Source organism: Pedococcus sp. P2_E2, from assembly GCF_056403955.1.
Window position 1 is genome coordinate 77,869 of the sequence record NZ_JBFUEM010000009.1, and the last position, 25,353, is coordinate 103,221.

A 25,353-nucleotide genomic window follows, 5' to 3' on the forward strand; every position below is an offset into this window, starting at 1 on the left:
AGCAGCCTAGGCGACGTTCCACACCGCAGCCGCGTCAGGCGGACTGGGGGTTGCGGGTGGGTAACGATCTGTGGTGCCAGTGGGGAAGTTGGTGCGTTTGTGTGGCATTGCGCCTGCCTTTGGTGCACCGTGTGAGGACTGTAAATCCCCTCTGACGTCTGAGAGCCCCTGCCGTGTTGACCGCGAAGACACGCCGGACCACCGTCACGCCCGCCGCGCTCCTGGCCATCTTCTCGACCGCCGCGGCCGCGCCCCTGATGACCCCGGGCCTCACTGGCCTCGTCGACCTCGGACGCCACCCCACGCCGCACCAGGTCAGGGCCACCACGCAGGTGCACTCCCTCCGGGTGGCACCACGCAGTGCGCTGGAGCGGGCGCAGTCCGCCCCCGGTGCCCGCTCGAGCTTCGACGACCGCCGTGCCGTGCCCGGCCCTGGTGACCCTCGTGACGCCGGTAGCCCTGGAGGCGCGGGCGAGCTGGCCAGGGCCACGGCTGGCGGCCTCAGCGACCCTGCCGCAGTGCGGTCGGGTCTGGCGGTCGCCGGCGTGACCTGGCGGCCCGGCGATCTCGCGAGGGGCGACCACGTCGAGCTCCGGGTAGAGCGCGAAGGAGTGTGGGGAGCCTGGGAAGAGGTGCATGCCGAGGCGGACCACGGTCCTGACCCGGGCACGGCCGAGGCCGCACGCGGGCTCCGGGCCGGCAGCGACCCGTTCGTGGTTCAGGGCGACCAGGTGCAGGCGCGCGTGCTCAGCTCAGACGCAACCGTCCCCACGAGCCTGTCGCTGACGGTCGTCGACCCGGGCACGTCCGATGCGGACGCCGGCGTGGGAACCACGCCGGCGGGTGGGGCCGTTGCGGCGACAGCCAAGCCCACCATCTACACGCGGGCACAGTGGGGAGCCGACGAGTCGATCCGTCAGGGCAGCCCCGGGTACTCCCAGGCGCACGTCGCCTTCGTGCACCACACGGCTGGCTCCAACACCTACTCGCAGGCGCAGGTCCCGGCGATCATCCGGGGTATCTACGCCTACCACGTGAAGGGCAACGGCTGGTCCGACATCGGCTACAACTTCCTCGTCGACAAGTTCGGTCGGACGTGGGAGGGCCGCTACGGCGGGGTGGACAAGGCCGTCATCGGTGCCCACACGTTGGGGTACAACTCCTGGTCCTTCGGCACCAGCGTCATCGGGGACTACAACACCGTCGCGGTGCCCCCCGCCGTGACCACGGCACTCACGAACGTCATCGCCTGGAAGATGTCTCTCGACGGTATGCCGGCCACGGGCACCGTGTTCGCCAAGGACAAGTACTTCAACCGCATCTCCGGGCACCGCGACGCGGTCAGTACCGAGTGTCCGGGCGCCAAGCTGTATGCCCTGCTCCCCACCCTTCGCAGGAACGTTGCCGCTCGCATGGGGAGCCTTGCGACCACGAGGCTGTCGCGAGACGTCGACCGGGCGGGGCAGGCTGACCTGTTGACGCACGCGTCGGCGGTGACTGGGGCGGCACTTGGCTCGGTGACGCTGCTGACCTCGGCCACCACGAACCCGTTCACCTCCCAGCGCACCCTGGGCAGCAGCTGGAACACCGTGAGGCTCGCGACCCTGTCGCCCGACTTCACGGGAGACGGCCGGCCCGACATCGTGGCCCAGTACCCCGGGGCCGGCAACCTGCGCATCTACAGCGGCGATGGCCGTGGCGGGATCGCGAGGATGACCTCCACCGGCAGCGGCTGGAACTCCGTCCGGTCGCTCATCGCGGCAGGCGACCAGAACGGCGATGGCCACGCGGACCTCATGGCCATCAGCAGCACGGGGCAGCTGGTGCTCTACCCGGGGACCGGGAAGGGCACCTTCACTGCGCGTACGGTCGTGGCCAGTGGGTGGGGTGCCTACCGCTACGTCAGCGGCGCCGGCGACGTCACGGGTGACGGTCACCCTGACCTCCTCGCCGTGCGTGTCAGCGACGGCGCCCTCGTGCTGGCGCCGGGGGACGGTCGCGGACACCTCGGCACGCTCGAGCGGCTGGCCGCCGGGTGGGGCGGCTTGACCGCTGTCTTCGCGGCGGGCGATCTCGACGGCGACGGGCACGGCGACATCTTCGGCCGCGAGCCGAGTGGTGCGATGCGGGTGTACTACGGCGACGGGAGCAATCCCTCCGCGCGGTGGAACCGGTGGGGCAGCGGATGGAACAGCATGGCGCAGATGACCAGCGGCGTGGACTTCACCGGCGATGGCCACCCGGACCTCCTCGGTGTCGCAACCACGGTCTCCAACGGCAGCCTGCGCGTCTACCCCGGTACCGGCCTCAGGGACCTCCGCGTGGCCTCGACCTTCGAGGCCCCGACCGGAACGGACCTTGTCCAGCTGGTGGGTGACGTCAACGGCGACGGCTACGTCGACGCCGTGGTCCGGGTGGGCGACGCGCTGCAGGCGCTGCCCGGCCGAAGCGGCGGAGGGTTCGGTGCGCCGGTCATGGTCGGTGCCCGGGGGTGGGCGGCGATGCGTCAGATCGCCGCAGCGGGCGACCAGGACTACGACGGAATCCCTGACGTCCTGGTCATCACGAAAGCCGGGCTCACCCTGCGGTACTCGTTCAAGCGCGACTTCACCATGCCGCGGGTCGAGGAGCTCGAACAGGGCTGGGGGGACGTCGTGAGCCTCGCAGGAGTCGGCGCCTTCAATGCCGACGCGAACGGCGATGTCGTCGCCCTCCGCTCGGACGGCACGCTCCAGCTCTTCCGCGGTTCGGGCCCCAACCCCCTGTTCGACTTCACTGTGCTGCGGTCCGGTCAGACGGATCTGACCCAGATCCTCGGCGTGGGCGACTACAACGGGGACGGCGCAGCAGACATCATGGCGGCGGGGAGCTCCGGGCGACTGTGGCTCTATGCAGGCAGAGGCGATGGCACGCTGCATGCCGGACGGATGCCGCTCTCGGGCGGCCTTGGCGCAGGACAGGAACTGGGGTGACCATGGAAGCCATGAGGAGAGTGCTGCGCATGCCGTTGGTGGGGAGGCGTCGTGGCTGGGCGTCCGGTGCGCTCGTCGCCCTCACCGGCGCCGCGGTGCTGGCGTCCGCCGGGTCTGCCGGTGCCGAGGCCCTGCCCATCCCTCTGACGGGTCCGTCCTTGATCTCGGGCCACGGCTACGGCCACGGCCACGGCATGTCGCAGTGGGGCGCCTACGGCGCGGCCACGAAGGGTCTGACCCACCAGCAGATCCTGGCCTTCTACTACCCGGGTACCGCTCAGGTCACCACCGCTCCCGGACCGCTCCGCGCCCGCCTGAGCGGGGTGTCAACCTCCAGCCTCACCGTCGCCATGCGACCGGGTCTGAAGTTCGTCATCGGCAGCAAGGTCCTCGCCCTGGGGGGCGGTACGGCGAGCCAGCCCGTCGACCGGTGGAGACTGCTGGTCACTGCCGGTGCGCTCGACCTCCAGTGGCGCGCGGGTGGGGTGTGGAGCACGGGCAGCTCCTACAGGGGCCTGACCGGCACGCCCGGCTTCGTGAACCCGACAGCCACCACCGTTCGCGTCGAGCGGACCGACGGCACGCTGCGCGACTACCCGGACCGGGTCCAGGGGACGCTGAGCGGATCCTCGCTCGTCACGGTCAATGCGACCTCCATGGAGAGGTACCTGCGCGGCGTCGTCCCCAACGAGATGCCCGCGTCCTGGCCGGCGGCGGCGTTGCGAAGCCAGTCAGTCGCGGCCCGGACCTATGCGGCGTATGAGCAGCAGCACGCCACGAGCTCCCTCTACGACGTCTGCGACACGACGTCGTGCCAGGTCTACTTCGGCTACGCCGACTACAGCGCCAGCGGCACCCTGACCAGCACGAGGACCCATCCCAACGCGGACGCAGCCGTGAAGGCCACCACGGGAGTGATGATCGCCTACCAGCACTATGTGGCCTTCACGCAGTTCTCGGCTGCCAACGGCGGGTGGATGGCAGCGGGAAGCGTTCCCTACTTGGTTGCCAAGGCCGACCCGTACGACGGGGTGGTGGCCAACAACGCCAACTCCTGGACCGTCTCTGACACGACGCTGCGCACCGACCTGCAGAACGCCCGCCCCGCCATCGGGACCCTCCACAGCGTGGTCGTCACCCGGGACGGGCACGGGGAGTGGGGTGGCCGCATCCGCGGCGTGACCCTGGTGGGCAGCAGTGGGACGGCCACGCTGCCCTGGGACGAGCTGCGCAGCCGGCTCGGCCTCAAGTCGGAGTGGTTCACCGTGACCAATGGTGACTTCCTGCGCAGGGACACCACGGCCAACGGCAAGGCGAGCGTGTTCGGCCGCACCGCCAGCGGCACGCTCTCGCGGATGACGCTGACCGGAACCGCGCTCAGCGCGCCCACGACGATGGGGACCGGCTGGAGCACGATGAAGCTCCTCGGATTTGCTGGCGACCTCAACGGCAACGGCTCGGGCGACCTGATCGCCCGGGACGCCGCCGACCGCTTGTGGTGCTACCCGGTTCCCCAGACCGGAACCCTCGGGACCCGCACCGAGCTGACCAACGTCCCGGCGACCCTGGACCGGATCACCGGCGTCGGCGACGTGACCTCCGACGGGCGCAGCGACATCGTGGGGCTCGACCCCGCCACCGGCACGCTGTGGCTGTACGCCGGCAACGGTGCCTGCGGCGTGGCCTCGTCACGCACGAGCCTCGGGGGGAACTTCAACCCCTTCGGCATCATCGTCGGGGCGGCGGACGCGAACCGCGACGGACGGGCCGACCTCTGGGCTCGCGACGCGAGTGGTGTGCTCTGGACCTACAAGTTCGACGGTGCCGGTCGGATCACGGGTCGCACCAATGCCGGCGGCGGCTGGAACGCGATGACCGACCTCGTGGCGGTGGGCGACGTGAACGGTGGCGGCGGAGCCGACCTGCTCGCCCGCGACAACACGGGCAAGACCTGGTTGTACCCCGGCAAGGGAGACGGGACGTTCGGTGTCCGCCTGAGCGTGTCAGGCGACGTCTCCACCATGACGATCCTGCGCTGACTGTCGGCGACCGTCGGCGACAGTCGGCGGCTGTCGGCGGCGTCGGCGACAGTGCGCGGGTTCAGCCGGCGGGTTGCGCCTGCGGCGCCCGGAGGTGCACGACGGTGACTCCGCCGTGGTCGTAGACAACGGTCCCGTACTCCGCCAGGCGAGGCGAGACCGGACCCGTGGCCTCGTCGGCCAGGACCCAGCGCACCCCCCGGGACCAGGCCGCGGTGGCGAGGGCCTGACTCGGCGCCGTGATGAGGGCCTGCTCGGACCGCAGCCTTGCGGGGTCCCAGAAGGGCATCCGTGAGTACCCACCGGTTGTCTCCCAAGCGTGGGCAAGGGAGCGGTCGGCGTAGGCCCACCCGCTGACGTCGACGCGCAGACCGGTGTAGGCCGCGACCGTGAAGTCGGTGGGGTTGCAGAGCCTCGTCCTGGTGATGATCCGCCACTGCTGGGCGCACACGTGGTTGGTGGCGACCACGTCGTCAGGGTGCGCGGCAGCGTGGATGCGCTGCGCGCCCTCGATGAAGGCCGCCGTGGTCAGGCTCGCCTTTCGGGCGACGGCGCTCCTCTCCCACGTGTGCCGGCGCTCGTCCGGGGACTGGTGATGGGCGCCCGTGACCGCGAGCCAGGTCGGCACCAAGCCGCAGGCGACGAGCGCGAAGGCGAAGACCGTGGCGAGGCGCCCGAGGACCGGCTGAGGGGGGCCCGTCCGGGGAGGGCGTGCCGCGAGCACCACCACGGCGGTGATCACGGTCAGGAGGCCAGCCAGCGCCAGGATGGGGCCACCCCACGCGAGGACCTGGTCGGACACGGCTACCCCGAAGCCGAGCCGGTGTCCGCCCGGTGGCCTCGTCGAGCGCCAGACCGCGAGGGGCGAACGCAGCCCGGCCCAGTCCGTCACGGCCGCTGTCGCCGCGACGGCAGCCACGGCGGTCGCCGTCATGACGACGACCGTCTGCCGCACACCTGCCCTGGCCCAGCGGGCCAGGGCGTCGGAGAATCCTGCTGCGGACCCCGCCAGCCCCAACGGGTAGGCCCCCACGATGAAGAACACCTCGCTCTGCCCCGGGTGGCGGGTCAGGAACGTTCCCGCGAGGCCGGCGAGGACCACCCCGCTGCAGAGGATCCCGGCCGGGTCCTGAGGTCGAAGTCGGCTGAGCCACCACAGCCCGGCCAGCCGGGGCAGGAGGGGCAGCGTCGCCACGGCTGCCGCCGCCAGGGCGACGGGAAGGCTGGCCGCCACCGCGCGGTTCTGTGCGTCCCAGGTGGCGAGGTCCGGCATCATCAGGCCCACCAGGAAGGACGCGTGGACGCCGGGCTGCAGCCGCAGTCCGTAGGACCCCCCCGGGTAGACGAACACCATGGCGAAGACCCAGGTGGCTGCGGTGACGGCGGCTGCCGAGGCGCCTCGCAGCACCCACGACCTCTCGCGACGGACGAGGCCGTATGCCGCCGCTCCCGCAAGTCCGCAGATGATGACCGGAGGTACCGACGACTTCGACCCCGCGGCGACCAGGGACATCACGGTGAGGCCCCCCAGCGTTTGGACCCAGCGGCTGCCGGTCGCCCGGAAGATCTCGATCGCCAGTCCCAGACAGGCGACGCCGGCGACCCAGCTCATCGTCTGGGTCGGGCTGACCTGCCAGTAGAGCCGGAGGGGGTCCGGGGTCAGGCCCCCTCCGTCCGCGTCGTACCGGCCCGCGATGCCGGTCGGCTGGACCCAGGCGGTGGTCAGGGTGTTGCCCACCACGCCGACCAGGAGGGCGGCGATCGCTGCTGCCGAGCTGCGTCCGGCGATCTGGCGCGCGACCGAGGCCGTGATGAGGACCAGGGCGAGCATGAGGCACACGGGAAACAGCCGGGTCACCACCGTCGCCGTGTCCAAGCCCTGGCCGAGATGGGCGGACGCCGCGTGGAAGAACCAGTGGTAGCTGCTGGAAGCGCCGGCGACCATCGGGTACGACGGCGAGACGCCCCGGGTGAGCTCGCCCGTCATGGCGACCTGGAACACCGAGTCAGGTGTGTAGGCGAACCCCGGGCCGGAGGGTCGGACCGGGACCGCGGCCAGCAGCGTCGTCGCGGTCCACAGCAGCGTGACCAGCATCGACCCCACCACGACGACGCCGGCGCCAAGGCCCCAGCCCGGCGCAGGTCGCCCGAGCAGCCTCCGGCGGGTGAGGGGGAACGCGAGGACGACCGCGAGGGCTACCGCGGCCCCCCACGCCGGGTGGACCGGCCGACCGAGCGCTTGTCCTGCCAGCCATCCGAGCAGGGTGATCGCCAGACCGATGGGTGTCGACCACGCCACGTCGTCGAGGAGGGCGGCGGGTCGGTGGCGCGCCGCCCGGGCCACGGCAAGACCCGGAAGCATGACGGTCCCGACGAAGATCCCCAGCCAGCGCAGGACCGTGCCGAGGTCCACACCGGTCGCCACCTGAGCCCAGGCGAAGCCGGCGAGGGGGAGCGCCAGCCCCACTCCCAGGAGGAGACGACGAATGGGCTGCGCTCTGGCTCGGACAAACACGTCCTGAGTATCCACCGCGCCGTTGGGCGCAGCCTGAAGGACGGAGGACGACCCGCCGGACACCCCCTGGGCTGACGAGGCCGTCCCGTCGCTCACGCCAGGCCGGAGACGAAGTCGGGCTCGGTCTTCTCCCGGACCTCGTCCTCGGTGACACCGTCGGCGAGCTCGCGCAGCACGAGGCCGTCTGCCGTGACGTCGAAGACGCACAGGTCGGTGATGATCCGCTGCACGACCCCGCGACCGGTGTAGGGCAGCGAGCACTCGTCGACGATCTTGTAGGACCCGTCCTTGGCGTTGTGCTCCATCAGCACGATGACCCGCTTGGCGCCGTGGACCAGGTCCATCGCGCCGCCCATTCCCTTGACCATCTTGCCGGGGATCATCCAGTTCGCGATGTCGCCCTTGGCGGAGACCTGCATGGCGCCGAGGATGGCCGCGTCGACCTTGCCGCCGCGGATCATCCCGAAGCTCGTCGCGGAGTCGAAGAACGACGACCCGCGACGCAGGGTGACGGTCTCCTTGCCGGCGTTGATCAGGTCCGGATCCTCTTGTCCGTCAACGGGATACGCGCCGACGCCCAAGATGCCGTTCTCGGACTGGAGGACGATCTCGACGTCGTCGGGGACGTAGTTGGGGACCAAGGTCGGCAGGCCGATGCCGAGGTTGACGTAGGAGCCGTCGGACAGCTCCGCGGCCGCACGGGCGGCCATCTGCTCACGGGTCAGTGCCATCTCAGGCCTCCTGCGCGGTCGTCTGGCTGGTGTCGGTCGCGGGGCGGACGGTGCGGCGCTCGATGCGCTTGTCCCTGGCCTGGTCGGCCGTCAGCGGCAGCACCCGGTGCACGTAGATCCCGGGCAGGTGGACCTGGTCGGGGTCGAGCTCGCCCGGCTCGACCAGCTCCTCGACCTCGGCGATCGTGACCCGGCCGGCCATCGCGGCCAGCGGGTTGAAGTTGCGGGCGCTCCGGTTGAAGACGAGGTTGCCGTGGCGGTCGCCCTTCCAGGCCCTGACCAGCCCGAAGTCCGCGACGATGGCACGCTCCAGGACGAACTCCTTCTCGACGCCGTCGACCTCGAACACCTTGACCTCCTTGGGAGGCGAGGCCTTCGCGACGGTGCCGTCCGCGGCATACAGCCAAGGCAGTCCGCCGTCGGCGACCTGGGTGCCGGCGCCGGTCACGGTGTAGAAGGCCGGGATCCCCGAGCCTCCCGCACGCAACCGCTCCGCGAGCGTGCCCTGGGGCGTCAGCTCCACCTCGAGCTCGCCCGAGAGGTACTGGCGCTCGAACTCCTTGTTCTCCCCGACGTAGGAGGAGACCATCCGGGCGATCCGCTTGTCCTTGAGCAGGATGCCCAGGCCCCAGTCGTCGACGCCGCAGTTGTTGGAGATGGCTTCGAGTCCGGTCACCCCCGCATCGTGGATCGCCGCGATGAGCACGCTCGGGATGCCGCAGAGCCCGAACCCGCCCACCGAGAGGGAGGAGCCGTCGACGATCCCGTCGATGGCTGCGGCCGCGGTGGAGACGACTTTGTCCATGGCGTGGACTCTAGCCGGAGGGCTTGGGTCGCCCTGCGTGGTCCCTCCCCACCGTTCCGGGTATGCCGCGTGGTGCCCCCACATGGGCCGGCGCACCAGCGTGGCCGGCACATGCCGGCCCGTGCTGGCTGTGGCCATCAGCCGATCGGGGGAGGGGAGAACGAATTCCGTGGTTGTAGTTCTCCAGAGGCCCTTGTGACGGCTGTGCACTGGTGGGACAAATGTCCTGCCTGCTCAGGAAGTGACCCCTGGGGCTGGTGTCCAATTCGTCACCGCGGCTCGGGATCCGAGGCGCCATCCCCCCTCTGGAGTGTTCCGTGTCGCGTGTCGTGCGTGCCCTTGGAGTCCTGGCCATCCCGGTGCTCACCGTGCCCGTCGGCGCGGCGACCGCGGATGCCGCGACGTCGGTGACGTCGGTGACGACGCCGAAGCCGCCGACCAAGGCGCTCCCCCCGGCGCTGGACATCGCCTCGCCGTACCAGGCGCAGCGGCTGTGCGACCCCAACGCCAAGCCCGGGGTCGTGTCCTTCGCGAAGCTCATGTCGGGCCACTACAGGCTCGGCAGCGCGGACTGGGGCATCGTCCGCAACTGCAACAGCGGCCTCACCGAGCACTCCGAAGGGCGTGCGTGGGACTGGATGCTCAGCGTCAACAAGCCGAACGAGAAGGCTGTTGCCGACGCCGTGACCCAGTGGCTGTCGGCACCGGACGCCCAGGGTCGTCCGGGCGCGATGGCCCGCCGGTTCGGGATCATGTACATCATCTGGAACCACAAGATGTGGCGCGCCTACGACCCCGCCAGGGGATGGGCCACCTACACCGGACCGGTCCCGCACACCGACCACATCCATTTCTCCTTCTCCTGGGACGGCGCCTACGGCCGCACGTCGTGGTGGACGGGCAAGGCGCTGACCACGGTCGACCCCGGCCCGTCCTCGACGCCCAAGCCCACGACTCCACCCCAGCCGCCGTCGGCCGTCTACTCGGTGCTCATGCCGGGAGCGACGGGCCCCGACGTCGCCTTGGCGCAGAAGGTCATCGGGACCACGCCGGACGGGGTGTTCGGGCCCAAGACGGCAGCCGCGCTGAGCGTCTGGCAGGGCAAGAACGGCGTCAAGGTGACCGGCCAGCTGGACCTGGCCACCTGGGCGAAGATGGTCGCCCTCAAGCTCATCCCGGCTCGCGGCGCAGCGACCACGCCCACCCAGCCGACCACCCCCAGCACGCCGACCACGCCGACGACACCTGCGAAGCCGCCGCCGCCGCCGACGTCGACGCCCGCCAGCCCGCTCGCTCCCTACGCGAAGCTCACCCTGGCGCAGGGCGCCAAGGGCCCCGCCGTCGTGGCCCTGCAGAAGGCGCTCGGCGTCACGCCGCTCGACGGAGCGTTCGGACCGAAGACCCACGCGGCCGTCAAGGCGTTCCAGACCCGGCGCAACCTGCCGGCGACCGGCATCGTCGGCCCCACCACCTGGGCCGCGCTCATGACGACGACCGCGACGACCGCCACGGCATCGCGGAGCACCTCGACCCCGCGCGTCGCCACCCCCTACACCGCCCTCGTCTCGACCGTCCTGAAGGCGGGCTCCCGGGGCGCGGCGGTCAAGACCCTGCAACGTGCCCTCGGCGGTCTCTCCGTCGACGGTGCCTTCGGGGCGCGCACCTCCGCTGCGGTCAAGGCCTTCCAGAAGGCCCGGCACCTGCCGCAGACGGGGGTGGTGGACGTCAAGGTCTGGCAGGCGCTGGAGAACCGCGACTACCCGTTGCGGGCCTACTACGGCACGGTGCTGCGGGTCGGCTCGCGTGGGGCTGCGGTCACGGCTCTGCAGAAGGCCCTGCGGATCCCCGCGGACGGAACGTTCGGCTCGAGCGACGAGGCGGCCGTCAAGGCCCTCCAGGGGCGGGCCAAGCTGGCTCGGACCGGCGTGGTGGCGACGCTGACGTGGCAGGCGCTCGAGGCAGAGCTGCGTCGCCGCTAGGGCTCGCTAGAGCTCCAGGGTGACGCCTTCCGACGCCAGCCGTCCGGCGCGACCTGACGCCGGCTCCGGGCCTCGTGAGAGCACCACCGAGCCGCCGGACGCCCAGGCCGCGAGCGCCAGCTCCAGCACTGTCCGGAGGTCGTCCGTGGAGGTGTGCACGCGGACGCCTTGGGCCCAGTTCCGTTGCGGCACAACATCTTCGTATGCCGTGTCAGCTCCCTTGTCGCTCAGCGCCACATCGCTGGGAGTCGGCTCCTCCCACGGGCTGAACTGGTCGGCATACGTGGACAGCTCGCGTGCCTCGTCCATGGCCCCGAGAGGGACCGGTTGGCTCGCGCTCCGCGCGAGGGCGGCCAGGGTGACGAGGACGGTGGGGCCGGACCTGGCCGCGGCCACGGCGACGTCGTCGGTCACCACCAGGTCGTTCGGGTCAGCGGAGGTGTCGTCCGACGTCTCGTCGTCGAGGACGACCGTCGCGCCCACGGACCAGACGGCGAGCGCCCAGTAGAGGGAGCGCCAGTGTGGCGGCAGAGCCAGGCGCACCCGCGAGCCGGGAGCGACGTCCCACTCCTCCTGCAACGCGTTGGCGGCCTTGTTGACCCAGTTGGCGAGCACCTTGGCGCTCAGCTCGATGCGCTCACCCTGGGTGGGTCCCGGGGTGTCGTCGTAGAAGGTGACCCGCGGGCCGGCCGGGTCCGAGCCCAGCAACGCCGCGAGGACCTCCCCGGGTGTGGCGGCCATCAGGCCGTGTTGGCGATGTGCTCGATGAGCTCGGTCGTGGACACCGACGGGGTGCGCGGGAAGTAGACGACCTCGCACAGGTCCGAGACGAAGTCGAAGCGTCCCTTCCAGTCGTCTCCCATGGCGAGGACGTCGGCCCGGTGCTCGATGATGTAGTCGCGCTTCAGCTCGAGGCTCTCCTCGATGAAGACCGCGTCGACGAACTTCAGGCTGCTGATGATCTCCACCCGCTCGTCCTGGGAGAACACCGGTGCGCGACCCTTCTTGGCCTCGTTGAGCGCATCGGCAGAGACGCCCACGACCAGTCGGTCACCGAGCGAGGCGGCCCGTTTGAGGATCCGGATGTGACCGACGTGGAGCACGTCGAAGGTCCCGAAGGTGATCACGGTGCGGGGGGTGGCGTCGTCCTCGGCGCTGTCGGCAGCAGGCATGGCGGTGAGGTTATCGCGAGACCCGTGCTGGGCTCGCATCCTCGTCCACCCCTGACGACCGCAGCGGCGCGCGCCGATGGGCCCCCACCGGTGCACAGGTTGCGGACACGGGAGCAGTAGCGTTGCCGACCGTGAGCAGCCGCGAGTCCCGCAGCTACCCGTATGCCCCAGACCCCGGCGACCTCCCGCTCCTCCGGGGCGAGGCGTGGGGCGGCTGGTTCGTCACCCGCACCGTCGTCTGGTCGGGTCTGGTGCTGGTGCTCGGATCGGTCGCTGCGGCCCTGCTCGCCCTCGGCGGGCTGTGGTCACCGGTGGTCGCCATCCCCGTTCTGCTGGTGCTGGCGGTCGCTTCGGCGCTCGCCACGTCGCTCGTGCCGGTGCGTCCGCTCCCGGTGTGGTCGGCCACCGTGCTCGTGGTGTTGTCGCTGGCCGCCATGGTCTGGGCCGGGGTCACGCACTCGGAGCAGGTGCTCCCCAGGCGCGACTCGGGCTCCTACCTCCAGTCGGCGGTCCAGCTCGCGTCCGGGCACGCGCGCCCCATCGCGGTCCCGCGCGAGTCCGTCGGGGGAGCCGACGTGCTGGCCATCGACGGCATCACCCTGGCGAGTCCGGCCTTCTACGCGACCGGGACCCCCCAGGACCCCAGCATCCAGCCACAGTTCCCGATCGGGGCCTCCGCCTGGTACTCCGTCGCCTGGTGGGTTGGGGGTTCGGCCGCCCTGGCCTGGGCGCCGGCCATCCTGTTCGGCCTCACCGTGCTGGGCGTCGGCTTGCTGGCCTCGACCGTCGTCGGCCCCCGGTGGGGCCCGCTCGCGGCACTGGGCACGGCGCTGCTCTTCCCGCTGGTCCATGTCGCCCGCGCGACCTACTCCGAACCGGTCGCCCTGCCCGTGCTGGCTGCGGGGCTCCTGACGATGGTGCTGGCCGCACGGAGCGCCGCTGTGCCCGACGTGGTCGTCTCGCGCCGTACGGCCCTCCTCGCCGGTGTGCTCATGGGCGGGGCGGTCCTCATCCGGGTCGATGCCCTGCGCGAGGTCGTCCTGGTCGTGCCGGTCGTGGTCCTGGCAGCGCTGCAGCGGCAGGCTCATGCCCGGGTGCTCGGCGTGGCCACGGCCGTCTCCGGGACGGTCGCCCTCGGGCTCACCTGGCTGACGTCGAGCGAGTACCTCGGCAGCATTGCCGCTTCGCTGCTTCCGCTCGTGGCGCTCGGGGCGGCGGTGTGCGTCCTCGGCGCTCTCCTGCTCCACGGTGCCCGACGGGGCTGGGCCATGCCCGCCCTCGTCCAGGCCTGGTTGCCGCGCGTCCTGGCCGGCGGCGTCGTGGTGGTGGGACTCGTGCTGGCCAGCCGCCCGTGGTGGCAGGTCGTGCGTCAGTCCGCTGCGGACCCGGGGGCTCGCGTCGTCGCGGGGCTCCAGGCGCGTCAGGGGCTGCCCGTCGACGGAGGCCGCACCTACGCCGAGCAGACCGTCGTGTGGCTGTCATGGTGGCTCGGTCCTGCCGCGCTCGGCCTCGCGCTGGTGGCGGCAGGGGTGCTCGCGCACCGGGCCGCGTCGGCCTGGGTCGACGGCCGAGAGCTGCCGGGCTGGACCGGACCGGCCGTCGTCGGGATCGGCTCCACCCTGCTCACCCTCTACCGGCCGGGCATCACCCCCGACCACCCGTGGGCGGACCGACGTCTCCTGATCGCCCTGCCCACGGTCGTCCTGCTCACCGTCGCCTGCGCCGCCGTCGTGTCGCGCTGGTCCACCCGCCGGCTCCCGTATGCCGTGAACGTCGCTGTGAGCATCGCCGTCGCCCTGGCCCTGCTGGTTCCCACCGGTCTCGCCACGTGGCCGCACGCGGACGAGCGGGTGGAACACGGCGAGTGGGCGGCCGTCGACCACGTGTGCGCGGCCCTGCGACCTGGTGATGTCGCCCTCATGGTCGACTCGAGGGCGGCGAACGAGTGGCCCCAGGTGCTGCGCGGCTACTGCGGCGTGGCCGCCCTGTCGACGACGTCGGCGCTCCGCAACGACCCAGCCCGCCTGGCCGCGGCCGTCGACCAGGTCCGAGGCGCCGTCGACGCCCGCGGGGGACGGCTGGTCCTCGTGGCAGCCGACTCGACCGAGGCGCTCAGCCGGCTGGGGCTGACCTCTGCTGTGGTGGCGGTCGACGCGCGGGTCGAGGAGGACGCCCGGCTGCTCGAACAACGCCCGGACTCCTTGGTGCCGCTGCCGATCCAGGTCTGGCTCGGCCGGCTCGGCTGAGCAGTATGCGCCTCAGGGGGCGAGCCGCCACCTGGTGGTCGTGCCATCCGGGCCCACCAGGCTTCCCCCTGCCAGCGCCTCCCGGATCAGCGCGCGAACCTGCTGTTCCTCAGGCTGCGCGGCATCGAACCGCACGGTGGCGACCACCTCGTCACCGGCCCTCGTGCTCGTCGTGTGATGGGGCCAGCGGCACGGACCATCGTGCTCCCAGTGCCCACAGAGCGCGGTGGTCACGGCCCCGCCGAGAGCCCTGACGTCGCCGCGGAGCGCGACCACACGACATACCTCCTCGTGGTCCCAGTCGCGGTCGCTCGCCATGCGATGGAGCCTAAGACCCTGCGCCGCGCCTCGCCCGATCGCTAGCCTCGACACCGTGAGCCTCGACTTCCGCCCGCTGACCGAGTCAGACCTCGATGCGATGCAGGACGTGCGGGTCAGGGCTTTCGGACCCATGTCGGGCTCGGGCGCGCAGAGGTGGCGCGCCGTCAACGCGGAGCTGATCGCCGAAGGCCGGCAGTTCGGTGTCTTCGACGGGGGCCTGATGGCGGGCTGCGGCAAGGTGCGCGGGTTCGAACAGGTCTGGCACGGGAGGTTGGTACCCATGGCCGGGATGGCCGGGATCACCGTGCTGCCCGAGTTCCGCGGCCGCGGGGTGGGGACTCGGCTCATGCGGGGGCTGGTCGAGCAGGCGGTCACGCGGGGCGAACCCCTCTCGGCGCTGTATCCAGCCACGATCCCGGTCTACCGCCACCTCGGCTGGGAGCTGGCTGGGACGCAGAGCCGCTACGCGCTGAACGCAGCCCAGCTGCGGACCCTCGGTGGAAACACGCGGCTGCGGAAGGCAGGGACCGAGGACGTCCCTGCCCTGCGCGAGCTGTGCGCGACGGCGCTGCGACAGGGGCGTGCCAGCGGGCCGCTGCTGTGGTCCGAGAGCGAATGGCAGCGCCGGGTGACCGACCCCGAGACGTTCGTCTACCGCGCTGAGGACGGTGTGGTCGTGTACGGCTGGCACGGCACCGACCTCCTCGTCCACTTCCTGTGGGGTGCGACGCAGACCACCCTGCGCAGCCTGTGGGCCGTGGTGGGCTCCGGGTCGTCGGTGGCCAGGACGGTGCATGCCTATCTTTCGCCGGACGATCCGCTCTTCTGGCTGCTGCCCGAGGAGGCGGGTCACGAGGTGGAGCAGCACGCGTGGATGCTGCGGGTGCTCGACGTCGCACCCGCCCTGTCGGCGCGCGGCTACCCCGCCGGTGTCGAGGCGGGTCTCACGCTGGCAGTGGAGGATCCGGAAGCCGCCACGAACACGGGAGCTTGGCGCCTCACCGTCGCGGACGGCCGGGCCATGGTGGAGCACGCCCCGCAGGCCGACCGTCCGGCGCTACGAGTGACGGGCCGCGGACTGGCGGCGCTCTACGCGGGTAGGCCGCTCGCCGCCGTCACGGCTGCCGGGCTGGCCGCCGACGTCGACCCCGCGCTGGCCGAGCTGGTGGACGCCGTGTTCGCGACGTCCACGGCCTACCTGACCGACTACTTCTGAGGCCGGCTCCTGAGGCCGGCTCCTGAGGCTCCCTCGCGACGGCCCGGCGAACCCGTCCTGGTCCCTTCCGGTCAGCTGCGCTTCGCGAAGGCGTCGGCGGCATGGCGACGGACGGCGGCATACGTGCCCTTGTCCGCAGCCACGATGATTCCCGGCGTGAGAACCGTTGGTGCGTAAGGCGTTCCGTCAGTGTGACCGACGAAACCGCCGGCCTCGGTGACCATCAGCGAACCAGGCGCATGGTCCCACGGGCTGTTGCGGGCGTAGAGGATGTAGTCGGTCGCCCCCTCCATCAGCCGGGGGTAGTCGACGCCGCAGCAGACCCACGAGCCGACCAGTGCCGGCAGCCGCCCGAGCGAGTGACCGCGCAGGGGCCAGATCGAGGTGACGCCGTGCGGGGGGACGCCGTCCTCCACCGGCTCGCGGGTGACGCGTTCGCCGTTGCGGTAGACGCCGGCTCCCTTCTCGGCGACCCACGCGACCTCGTGCTCGGGCTGCAGGATCCAGGCACGCACCGTTTCGCCACGGACGACTTCGCTGACCATGACGGCGTGGTCGGGGGAGCCGTGGACGAAGTTCTTGGTGCCGTCGACCGGGTCGACCGTGAAGGCGTGCTCCGCCCCGACGTAGCGGTCGAGAGTCGTCGGGTCGGCCGAGGTGCGCTCCTCGCCGAGGACGAACGCGCCGGGGAAGGCCGCCGAGAGCTCGCGGGTGAGGATCGCCTCGGACTCGTGGTCGGCGATGGTGACGAGATCACCAGGGTTCTTCTCCATCACCTCGCCGTCGGCCAGCGCCCGGAACCGCGGCGTGATGACCTCGGCTGCGACGGTCTTCATCAGGTCAAGCACCTGTTGGGTGTCCACGGGTCCCACCGTTCCACACCGGAGCCCCGGGTGGGCAACCGGTCCACGACTGGGATCCCGCGACTCTGAAGGATCCTCCGGACCCAGCCCCGGACGATCCTTCAGAGTCGCGGGGCTGTGGACAGCCGACCGCCCGCCACCGCCGAGCGGCCACAGTGGGCGGATGCCGATCGACTGGTCAACGCTGCGCCAGCACGCGAACCGCCAGTACGACCTGCTGACCCGTCGGCAGTGCCTGGCAGTAGGCATGACGGACGACGCTGTGCAGTGGCGCGTCACATCGGGGAGGTGGGTCCGGCTGCGCCAGGGCGTGTTCCTCACCAAGCCCGGCCGGGACGACTGGCACGTCACTGCGACTGCTGACCTGCTGCGGTGCCTGTCCGGCGCGCCAGCCGCCGATGCAGCCTTCTGTGGTCGCTCCGCCCTCTACCTCTGGGGCTTGGAGAGCAGGCCACCAACGGTCACCGAGGTGGTCGTTCCCTACGAGCGGGCCATCGCCTCGGGTCCGACTCTGCGGGTGCGCCGTTCGGTGCGTTGGGAGGATCTCGTCGACGAACGCGCATACCCGTGGCGGACAACGCTCCCTGCCACCCTCCTGGACGTGGCGGCCACAGGGACCGTCGTCGACGCGCTGTCGACCGTCGCCCGCGCGGTGCAGAAGGAGGTCGTCACGGTCGGCCAGCTCCGGGCCGAGCTGGCCATGCGTCAGGGTCATCGCCACAGCCGCGTCCTCGGTCCCGCTCTGGCTGACGTCGAGGACGGCGCCCAGAGTGGTGCCGAGGTGCTCTACGTCCGTGACGTCGAGCGCGCCCACCGTCTGCCCGTCGCTGCGCGCCAGGCACTCTCGGACGTCGGTCGTCGACGGTTCCATGACAACGCGTACGAGGACTACGGCCTGCTCGTCGAGGTCGACGGTCGGTTGGGGCACGAGCGGTGGGCGGACCGGGTGAAGGACGGACGCCGCGATCGCCAGCTGCTTTCCAGGGCGCGCGCCACCACGAGGGTCTTCTGGGCCGATGTGGCGGTCACGCCCTGTGACACCGCCGTCGACATCGGGGCGATCCTCCGGGCCCGCGGCTGGCCGGGCCGGCCGCGACCTTGCCGGCGGAACGGCTGCACGGTCCCGGTCCGCTGACCGTTGCCTGGCGGCCCGCGACTCTGAAGGACGCTCCGGACCCAGATCCGGAGAATCCTTCAGAGTCGCGGACTGGCGCACCGCCGCAGGCGGGAACAACGACGGGGAGCACGGGGGAGGTTTCCGACGGGTAGGCTCCTCGCGAGATGAGCGAGCACCCCAGCACCGGTCCAGTCGCCCCCGCCACGGAGCGCATTCCCACCGACCCCGAGCAGGCCCACAGCCCCGCCACGGAGCGCATGCCCGTCGCGCCCCAGCAGGTCAGCGCCCCCGCGACGGAGCTGGTCAGCACCGGTCAGCAGGTGGCCCCCACCACCCCGGTGGGTGACCTGCCCGTGCACCCGGCCGACGCGGCATACCTCCCGGCACGTGAGCCGGCGCCTGCCGCCCTGCCCGGCGAACCCGGCCACGGCAAGCCGTACGTCACCATCGTCCTGCCGTGCTTCAACGAGGCTGCGCACGTCCTCAAGGAGATCGACCGGATCACCGAGGCGATGAACGCCAGCGAGTTCACGTACGAAGTGCTCTGCATCGACGACGCCTCCACCGACGACACCCTCGAAGTGCTCCAGCGCGCCGGTCGCGACTACGCGAACCTCCGCGTGATGCCGTTCCGCCGCAACGGCGGCAGCGGCACCGCCCGCCGCATCGGCACCCAGCAGGCCCACGGCGAGATCGTCGTGTGGACCGACGCCGACATGACCTACGAGAACGAGCGCATCCCCGAGCTGGTCCGGATCCTGCGCGACGACGACTCCTACGACCAGGTCGTCGGCGCCCGGACCACCGAGGAGGGCACCCACAAGTGGGCCCGGATCCCGGCGAAGTGGCTGATCCGCAAGATCGCCGAGAAGCTCACCAACCAGACGATCCCCGACCTCAACAGCGGGCTGCGGGCGTTCCGGCGCGAGGTGTCCCTGCCCTACCTGCGCCTGCTGCCACCCGGATTCAGCTGCGTCACGACGATCACGCTGGCGTTCCTGAGCAACCAGCACGACATCAAGTACGTTCCGACCAGCTATGCCAAGCGCGCAGGCGTCAGCAAGTTCCACTTCGTCCGCGACGCCTACCGCTACATCCTTCAGGTGCTGCGGATGGTCATGTACTTCGACCCGCTCAAGGTGCTCATGCCGCCGGCCCTGTGGCTCATCGTCATCGGGTTGCTCAAGGGCATCGTGGACATGGTGCGGCACCCGTTCTACTTCCCGGCGAGCACCGTGCTGCTCATCGTCAGCGGCATCATGATCGGCTCGCTCGCGCTGCTGTCCGACCTCGTCGTGCGTTCCCGGACGGGCGTGTGAGCACGGCCCGGTATGCCGCGTTGCCGGCCAGCGTGACGCCACGCGAGGGCGCGCGGTCGGCCGGCGAGCCGGCACCGGGCGTCCGTCTGGCGGGACCTCTGCCGGGACGTCCGGCGGGCAGTCCTGCTGGGCGAGTCCGGTGACCCCCAGCGCCGCGCTCAGGGTCGCGGTCGTCGGGCCCACCCACCCCTACAAGGGCGGGGTCGCGTCCCACACGACGAGCCTGGCGCACGAGCTGGCCGAGGCCGGTCACGACGTCACGCTCGTGTCCTGGTCGCACCTCTACCCCTCCAAGCTGTATCCCGGTGAGCAGGCCGTCCCCGGCGGCGCCCCCGACGTCGAGCCTTTTCCCCGCACCGTCCGCGCCCTGAGCTGGGCCCGTCCCGACACGTGGGTTCGCACCGGGCGTCGGCTGCGCACCTTCGACGTCGTGGTCGTCGTGCACGTCATCCCGGCAGTCGTCCCCGCCCACCTGGCACTGCTGAGGGCGGCCGGCGTCGGTCGTCGCAACGCCCAGCGGGGCGTTGCCCATGCGGGGCCACGCACCGTCGTGATCGCCCACAACGTGCTGCCGCACGAGACGCACCTGGGCGACCGTGAGCTGATGCAACGCTTCTTCGAACGCGTGGATTCCGTTCTCGTGCACAGTGATTCGCAAGCAAGGATCGCCTACGAGCTCGGCGCGCCGCGAGTCTCGGTCACCGACCTCCCCCCGCACCTGCCCGGTGGCGCACCAGTGGAGCGAGCCTCCCACGACGGCCCGCCACGCCTGCTGGCGCTGGGGATGGTCCGCGACTACAAGGGTGTCGACCTGCTCATGGAGGCGCTCGCGGAGGTGCCCGGACCGACCCTGACCGTGGCCGGCGAGATGTGGGGCACCAGCGGCGAGCGCGTCAAGGAGCTTGCCCAGGATCCTCGGCTGCGCGACCGGGTCGAGGTCCACGGCGGCTACGTGCCGGCCGACCGGCTGGCGCCGCTGCTGGCGACCCACGACGTCCTGACGCTGACCTACCGCAGTGCCACGGCATCGCAGAACGCCCTGCTCGGCCAGCACCACGGACTGCCGATCCTGGCCTCCGACGTCGGCACGTTCGGCGGTCAGGTGCGCGACGGTGTCGACGGGTTGCTGGTGCCGCCGGGGGACAAGAAGGCGCTCGTCGAAGCCCTCCAGCGCCTCGCGGAACCCGGCTGCACGGACCGGCTGCGCGCGCAGGTCCGTCCTCCCGACCTCTCCGGGCCGTGGGCGCGGTACGTCGGGACGATCGAGGCCCTCGCCGCCGTCGAACCGGCCGCCGAGGCTGACGAGCCGGGGTCCGAGCCGGGGGCCGAGCCCACGGCCACCGGGGCGGCCGCCGTCGTCGGGCACCTGAGGCACCGGGCGGCGAGCGTCGCGCGCACCGTCATCGCCGCCTCGCGTCCCGAGGTGGAGCTCGGCCGTGGCGACCTGCCCGAATGGGTCCACGCCTCAGACATCCTCGCCGACGGCCACGATGCCGACGAGGCTAAAGCCTTCGCCCGCAGCCTCGGACTGCCCCGGTGCAGCGACGCGATCGCGGCCTGGGCAGCCCTGGGCGCTCTGGCTGCCATCGTCCGGGTCCGCGACGACGGCCGCCGCAGCGCCGTCATCGTCGACGAGTCGGGCAGCCGCTCGCCCTTGTCCAAGTGGGCCCGAGCCATCGGGTTCGTGCCCGTCGAGCTCGAGCTCACCGGTCGTCGGTCGTCGGTCGAGGTCCTCGACGTCGACACCGCGTCGCTCGACGTCATCGTGCGGTTGCACCCGGGAGGCTGCGACGCCGACGACATCGACGAAGCGATGAGCCAGGCGTCCTGGGCACTGAAGTCCGGCGGTCTGCTCTGCGTGACCCTGCCGATCGGTCACTCCGGAGCCGAGGGTGCGCTGGGCCCCGCCGACGTCCGTGCTGTCCTGGCCCGCTCCCACGACTTCGGGTTCGTGCTCGTCGGCGACCTCGACGGCGACCTCGCCGGACGCATGCGGATGGCGTCCGACACCTCCACCCGCACCGACGCGGCATACGGGTTGCTTCGTCTCACTCTGCGAAGACGCTGACATGACGGAGAGCCCACGATGACCCGATCCCGCGTGTTCACCCTGTTGCGAATCCTGTTGGCACTGCTCGTCGTCGCGGCTGTGTCGATCGCCGTGGCGCGCAACTGGCGAGCCGTGTCGGCCGACATCGACCGGATCGACGCGGGGTCCTTCGCGCTCGCAGCGCTGCTGGTCTGCCTGCCCCCGCTGCTCACTGTGCTGGGGTGGCGCATCCTGCTGGCCGACCTCGGGTCGCCGCTGCACGTCGCGCCCGCGGGCGGGGTGTTCTTCGTCGGCCAGCTCGGCAAGTACGTGCCTGGTGCCGTGTGGAGCATCGTCGCGCAGGCCGAGATCGGCGCGAGGCTGCACATCCCCCGCCGCCGCTCGGCCGTGGTGGCGTTCGTGACGGTCGCGATCGCGGCGATCTGCGGACTGATCGTCGGCGTCCCGGCCCTGCCCCTGCTCATCACCCGGGACGACTCGGCGGCGGCAACGGGCTGGATGGTGCTGCTCGCCATGCCCCTGTTGGCCGTCGTGCTGTGGCCGCGGCTGCTCAACTGGGCCATCGCGACAGTCCTGAGGATCCTGCGGCGCGAGCCCCTGGAGCGGGAGCTCTCGGGCCGCGCCGTGCTGTCGGCGACGCTGCTGTTCATCGGCGCGTGGGTGTGCTCCGGCCTGCACGTGCTCGTCCTCGCACGTGCCACGAGCACCGACTACGAGAGCGGCCAGCTGGTGCTCGCGACCTTGTCGGGCTTCGCGCTGGCATCGTCACTGGCGATGTTCAGCGTCATCCTGCCCGCCGGCGTGGGCGTCCGCGAGGGAGTGATGGTGCTCATCCTCGCGCCGGTCACCTCGACCTCAGCGGCGACGGCGGTCGTGGTGATCTCGCGGTTCCTCACGGTGGCGGCCGACGTCCTCTTCGCCCTGCTCGGCTGGGCCTACGCGCGATCGCACCACCTGTTGACCTCCGCCCAGGAACGCGAACACGACCACATCGTCGTCGACCCCGCCGTGGACGTTGCCGCCGACGGTGCACCCGAGGAGCAGGCGCCCGGCCCGAGGCAGGCCCGGTCATGAGCGGCGAGGCCACCGGACGCGAGGAGCAGCTCGCCTACTCCGAGCTCATGGACGCCATGCTCGACGAGCGGAAGCGGCGGCAGAAGGCCCAGAAGATCCTGGCTGTCGTCCGGCACGCCCTGGGCCGCGACGACCTGGCCGGGCTGCGTGCCCTCGACGTCGGCTGCTCGGCGGGTTTCATCGCCGACGAGCTCGCCCTGGCAGGCGCGCACACCACCGGCGTCGACATCGACGAGCCCGGGCTGGTGGCCGCCCGTGAGCGCTTCGGCGAGCGGGTCGAGTTCAGCCTCGCCCGTGGTGAGGCCCTGCCCTTCGAGGACGGCTCGATGGACGTCGTGGTGTTCAACCACATCTACGAGCACGTCGTCGACCCCGAGTCGGTCGTCGCCGACATCCACCGCGTGCTCAGTCCCACCGGCGTCCTCTACCTCGGCATCGGGCACCGTCACCAGGTGGTCGAGCCGCACTACAAGCTGCCGTTCCTGTCGTGGCTGCCGCAGGGCGCCGCCGACCGCTACATGCGGCTCACCCGGCGGGGCGAGCACTACTACGAGCACTACTACTCCCGAGCAGGGCTGCGCCGGCTGTTCGGCGCCTTCGACGTGTGGGACTACACCCTGCCGGTGCTGGCCGACAGCCGTGCCTTCGCGGGCACGGACCAGATACCGCAGTGGGTGTCGCGCGTTCCCGCGCCGCTGCTCGAGAGGGCAGCGCCGATGGCCCCGACCTACATCTGGGCCGCCTTCAAGGACGCCTCACCCTCGGGCCCGGCGCTGCGCGTCAGCCCCGTCCACCTCTGACGGTTCTCTCCAACCCGCGCCACCCGACGCCGGTACGCCGCCCACTGAGGCCAGTGGGCGGCATACCGAGGTGGTGGGTGGGCTTGCGGCCTGCTGGGCCGTTACTGCGCGCCCGGCTCCTGGGTGTCGTCCTTGGGGAACTTCTTGACGAAGTCGACGACGACCTGGCCGGAGATGTCCCCGCAGAGCTGGCGGTGACCGGCGTCCTTGGCCCAGTGGACGAGGGCGTACGGCTTGTCAGCGGGGAAGGCGCCACGGCTGGCGTCCCACTCGACGACCTTGAACTTGCCGCTCGAGTCGGTCAGCTTGTTGCCCTGGTCGGCGATGTCCTTGAGGAGGGTGGTGTCCTTCACCTTGGCGCCGTCGTACCAGAGGATGGTGTAGCCGTGCTCGAGGTTGTGGACCAGGGTCTCGAGGACGGGGCGGTCGGTCGCGGTGTAGAAGTCGCGGCCGCTGACGTCGGGGCTGACGAAGTGCGGGCCGTTGCTCGGCGGGATGGTGGCGTACTTCACCGAGGTCTCGTCGGGCTTCTGCGTGCCCGGACCGACGTGCTCACCCGAACCGGCGTTCGCGTCGGTCGTGACCGGGTCGCACTTGGCGGCGGCAACCGAGGCTCCCAGGTTGGGCAGCTGCTTCGCCTTGGCGTCGTTGATCGCGTAGAGGACGACCCCCGTGAGACCCGCGAGCAGGACGAGGCAGCCGACGACGATGCCGGCGACGACCTTGCGTTCCTTCGCCTTCTGCTGGTTCTGGATCTCGGCCAGTCGGGCCTTGCGGTCCTGGCTCACGCGCTTGTTTGCCACGGGTTCCTCGGGTGGTTCGGGGTCGGGACCCGCAGAGTCTACGTGGCCCGCCTGCGGACCCTGTCACCCCTACGCGCAAGACTGACGGCATGTCCCCGACGGCCGAGACGACCCGTGTCTGGCGGCCCGGGCGCCCGACGTCGGTCGGCCTGATCGTCTCGGCATTCCGTCGTGGTGGCGCCGATCCGACGTTCCAGCCCGACCGCGGTGAGGGCTGGTGGCTCGGCCTTCCCACGCCCTCGGGGACCGCGACGCTGCGGCTGGTTCAGCGCGGCGACGTCGGTGAGGTCGTCGCGACGGCGTGGGGCGACGGCGCCCAGTGGGCCCTCGACCAGGTGCCTGCGCTCCTCGGTGGGGATGACGACGACAGCGACTTCGTGGCGCACCACCCGCAGGTGGCCACTGCGTGGAAGAGGTATGCCGCGTGGCACGTGCCGCGCTCCGGGCTGGTGATGCACGCGTTGGTGCCGGCGGCGATCGAGCAGAAGGTCACCGGGCAGGAGGCCTTCGGGGGCTACCGCAGGCTCGTCCACCGGTTCGGCTCCCGCGCGCCCGGGCCGGGGGAGGAGCGGCGGCTGTGGGTGGCGCCGACGGCCCAGGAGTGGGCGGGCATCCCGTCCTGGGAGTGGCTGGGCGCTTCGGTCGACGGCGCCCGGTCCGCGACGGTGGTGCGGGCGGCGCGGGTGGCCGGCCGGTTGGAGGAGAGTGCCTCGTTGCCCCTGGCTGAGGCCCGCCGACGACTTCGCTCGGTGCCGGGCGTGGGGGTGTGGACCGCTGCCGAGGTGGCCCAGCGGGCGCTCGGCGACCCCGACGCCGTGAGCTTCGGCGACTACCACGTGGCCAAGGACCTCACCTGGGCCCTGCTCGGAGAGGTCCGCGACGACGAGGTGCTGGCCGAGCTGCTCGAGCCCTACCGCGGCCACCGCTACCGGGTGCAGCACCTCCTCGAGCTGTCCGGGGCCAGCCGGCCCCGGCGTGGCCCGCGGATGGCGCCGCGAACCCATCTGCCCACCCGTCGCTGACCCCTCCGCCCCGGGACACCTCCGCGCCGGGACACCTCCGCGCCCGGACTTGTTGCTCGCTCGTGGTCACCGGACCCCCGAATCGACCGCTCTGTGACCACCAGCCGGCAACACGTCGCAGCGGGCCGGGACTTGGTGCTCGCTTGTTGTCACCGGACCCCCGAATCGACCGCTCTGTGACCATCAGCCGGCAACACGTCGCAGCGGGCCGGGACTTGTTGCTCGCTCGTGGTCACCGGACCCCGAATCGACCGCTCTGTGACCACCGGCCGGCAACACGTCGCAGCGGGCCGGGACTTGGTGCTCGCT

General features: G+C 71.5%; 19 protein-coding genes. 11 read left to right on the forward strand and 8 right to left on the reverse strand.

The genetic code is table 11. From position 1 onward, the window contains the following. Nucleotides 1–176: 176 nt before the first annotated feature. Entirely contained in the window at nt 177–2,972 is a 2,796-nt protein-coding gene (locus AC1DWR_RS17985) for an FG-GAP-like repeat-containing protein (RefSeq protein WP_477614969.1), read from the forward strand. An 11-nt stretch (nt 2,973–2,983) separates the two neighbouring features. Further along, entirely contained in the window at nt 2,984–5,011 is a 2,028-nt protein-coding gene (locus AC1DWR_RS17990) for a SpoIID/LytB domain-containing protein (protein ID WP_477614970.1), read from the forward strand. A gap of 61 nt (nt 5,012–5,072) precedes the next feature. Here AC1DWR_RS17990 and AC1DWR_RS17995 read toward each other — a convergent pair whose 3' ends face one another. The 3 genes from AC1DWR_RS17995 to AC1DWR_RS18005 form a co-directional block, all read right to left on the reverse strand. After that, nucleotides 5,073–7,478 (reverse strand): hypothetical protein, encoded by a 2,406-nt coding sequence (locus AC1DWR_RS17995; RefSeq protein ID WP_477614971.1) that lies wholly within the window; start codon nt 7,476–7,478, stop codon nt 5,073–5,075. A gap of 140 nt (nt 7,479–7,618) precedes the next feature. Beyond that, a complete protein-coding gene (locus AC1DWR_RS18000) occupies nt 7,619–8,257 on the reverse strand; it encodes a CoA transferase subunit B (RefSeq protein ID WP_477614972.1) in 639 nt (212 codons plus the stop codon). Between the two features lies 1 nt (nt 8,258). After that, nucleotides 8,259–9,062: a CoA transferase subunit A gene (locus tag AC1DWR_RS18005; RefSeq protein ID WP_477624906.1), complete on the reverse strand. Its 804-nt coding sequence runs from the start codon at nt 9,060–9,062 to the stop codon at nt 8,259–8,261. Between the two features lie 317 nt (nt 9,063–9,379). Between AC1DWR_RS18005 and AC1DWR_RS18010 the strand changes: the two genes are divergently transcribed. Beyond that, nucleotides 9,380–11,041, forward strand: coding sequence for a peptidoglycan-binding domain-containing protein (locus tag AC1DWR_RS18010; RefSeq protein ID WP_477624907.1), 1,662 nt, complete (start codon nt 9,380–9,382; stop codon nt 11,039–11,041). A gap of 6 nt (nt 11,042–11,047) precedes the next feature. Here the strand turns inward: AC1DWR_RS18010 and AC1DWR_RS18015 are convergent, their stop codons facing one another. Next, nucleotides 11,048–11,782 carry a TIGR03089 family protein gene (locus AC1DWR_RS18015; protein ID WP_477624908.1) on the reverse strand — a complete coding sequence of 245 codons (735 nt, stop codon included), beginning with the start codon at nt 11,780–11,782 and terminating at the stop codon, nt 11,048–11,050. Next, a complete protein-coding gene (locus AC1DWR_RS18020) occupies nt 11,782–12,213 on the reverse strand; it encodes an FAD synthase family protein (RefSeq protein ID WP_477614976.1) in 432 nt (143 codons plus the stop codon). The genes AC1DWR_RS18015 and AC1DWR_RS18020 overlap by 1 nt, the downstream gene beginning before the upstream one ends. Nucleotides 12,214–12,344: 131 nt before the next feature. Between AC1DWR_RS18020 and AC1DWR_RS18025 the strand changes: the two genes are divergently transcribed. Further along, nucleotides 12,345–14,459, forward strand: coding sequence for a hypothetical protein (locus AC1DWR_RS18025; protein WP_477624909.1), 2,115 nt, complete (start codon nt 12,345–12,347; stop codon nt 14,457–14,459). A gap of 12 nt (nt 14,460–14,471) precedes the next feature. On the opposite strand, the gene AC1DWR_RS18030 is transcribed toward AC1DWR_RS18025, so the two are convergent. Beyond that, nucleotides 14,472–14,777, reverse strand: a complete 306-nt coding sequence (locus AC1DWR_RS18030) for a hypothetical protein (RefSeq protein WP_477624910.1) — start codon at nt 14,775–14,777, stop codon at nt 14,472–14,474. A gap of 55 nt (nt 14,778–14,832) precedes the next feature. Here AC1DWR_RS18030 and AC1DWR_RS18035 point away from each other — a divergent pair, with 55 nt between their 5' ends. Beyond that, on the forward strand, nt 14,833–15,996 hold the full coding sequence (locus AC1DWR_RS18035) for a GNAT family N-acetyltransferase (RefSeq protein WP_477624911.1): 1,164 nt from the start codon (nt 14,833–14,835) through the stop codon (nt 15,994–15,996). Between the two features lie 71 nt (nt 15,997–16,067). Here the strand turns inward: AC1DWR_RS18035 and AC1DWR_RS18040 are convergent, their stop codons facing one another. Then, a complete protein-coding gene (locus AC1DWR_RS18040) occupies nt 16,068–16,859 on the reverse strand; it encodes an inositol monophosphatase family protein (RefSeq protein ID WP_477614980.1) in 792 nt (263 codons plus the stop codon). Between the two features lie 163 nt (nt 16,860–17,022). Here AC1DWR_RS18040 and AC1DWR_RS18045 point away from each other — a divergent pair, with 163 nt between their 5' ends. The 5 genes from AC1DWR_RS18045 to AC1DWR_RS18065 all read left to right on the forward strand — a co-directional run bounded on the left by AC1DWR_RS18045 (nt 17,023) and on the right by AC1DWR_RS18065 (nt 23,219). Then, complete coding sequence (locus AC1DWR_RS18045) at nt 17,023–17,994, forward strand: hypothetical protein (protein WP_477614981.1); 972 nt, start codon at nt 17,023–17,025, stop codon at nt 17,992–17,994. A 146-nt stretch (nt 17,995–18,140) separates the two neighbouring features. After that, on the forward strand, nt 18,141–19,295 hold the full coding sequence (locus AC1DWR_RS18050) for a glycosyltransferase family 2 protein (RefSeq protein WP_477614982.1): 1,155 nt from the start codon (nt 18,141–18,143) through the stop codon (nt 19,293–19,295). A gap of 139 nt (nt 19,296–19,434) precedes the next feature. After that, nucleotides 19,435–21,363: a glycosyltransferase family 4 protein gene (locus AC1DWR_RS18055; RefSeq protein ID WP_477614983.1), complete on the forward strand. Its 1,929-nt coding sequence runs from the start codon at nt 19,435–19,437 to the stop codon at nt 21,361–21,363. 18 nt (nt 21,364–21,381) lie between these two features. Continuing rightward, nucleotides 21,382–22,419, forward strand: a complete 1,038-nt coding sequence (locus AC1DWR_RS18060; RefSeq protein WP_477614984.1) for a lysylphosphatidylglycerol synthase transmembrane domain-containing protein — start codon at nt 21,382–21,384, stop codon at nt 22,417–22,419. Then, complete coding sequence (locus AC1DWR_RS18065) at nt 22,416–23,219, forward strand: class I SAM-dependent methyltransferase (RefSeq protein ID WP_477614985.1); 804 nt, start codon at nt 22,416–22,418, stop codon at nt 23,217–23,219. Before AC1DWR_RS18060 ends, AC1DWR_RS18065 begins: the two co-directional genes overlap by 4 nt. A gap of 101 nt (nt 23,220–23,320) precedes the next feature. On the opposite strand, the gene AC1DWR_RS18070 is transcribed toward AC1DWR_RS18065, so the two are convergent. Then, a complete protein-coding gene (locus AC1DWR_RS18070; RefSeq protein ID WP_477614986.1) occupies nt 23,321–24,022 on the reverse strand; it encodes a DUF3105 domain-containing protein in 702 nt (233 codons plus the stop codon). Nucleotides 24,023–24,111: 89 nt separating this feature from the next. Between AC1DWR_RS18070 and AC1DWR_RS18075 the strand changes: the two genes are divergently transcribed. After that, the gene (locus AC1DWR_RS18075) at nt 24,112–25,044 is read left to right on the forward strand and encodes a DNA-3-methyladenine glycosylase family protein (protein WP_477614987.1); all 933 of its coding nucleotides are present in this window, start codon (nt 24,112–24,114) and stop codon (nt 25,042–25,044) included. Nucleotides 25,045–25,353: the final 309 nt, after the last annotated feature.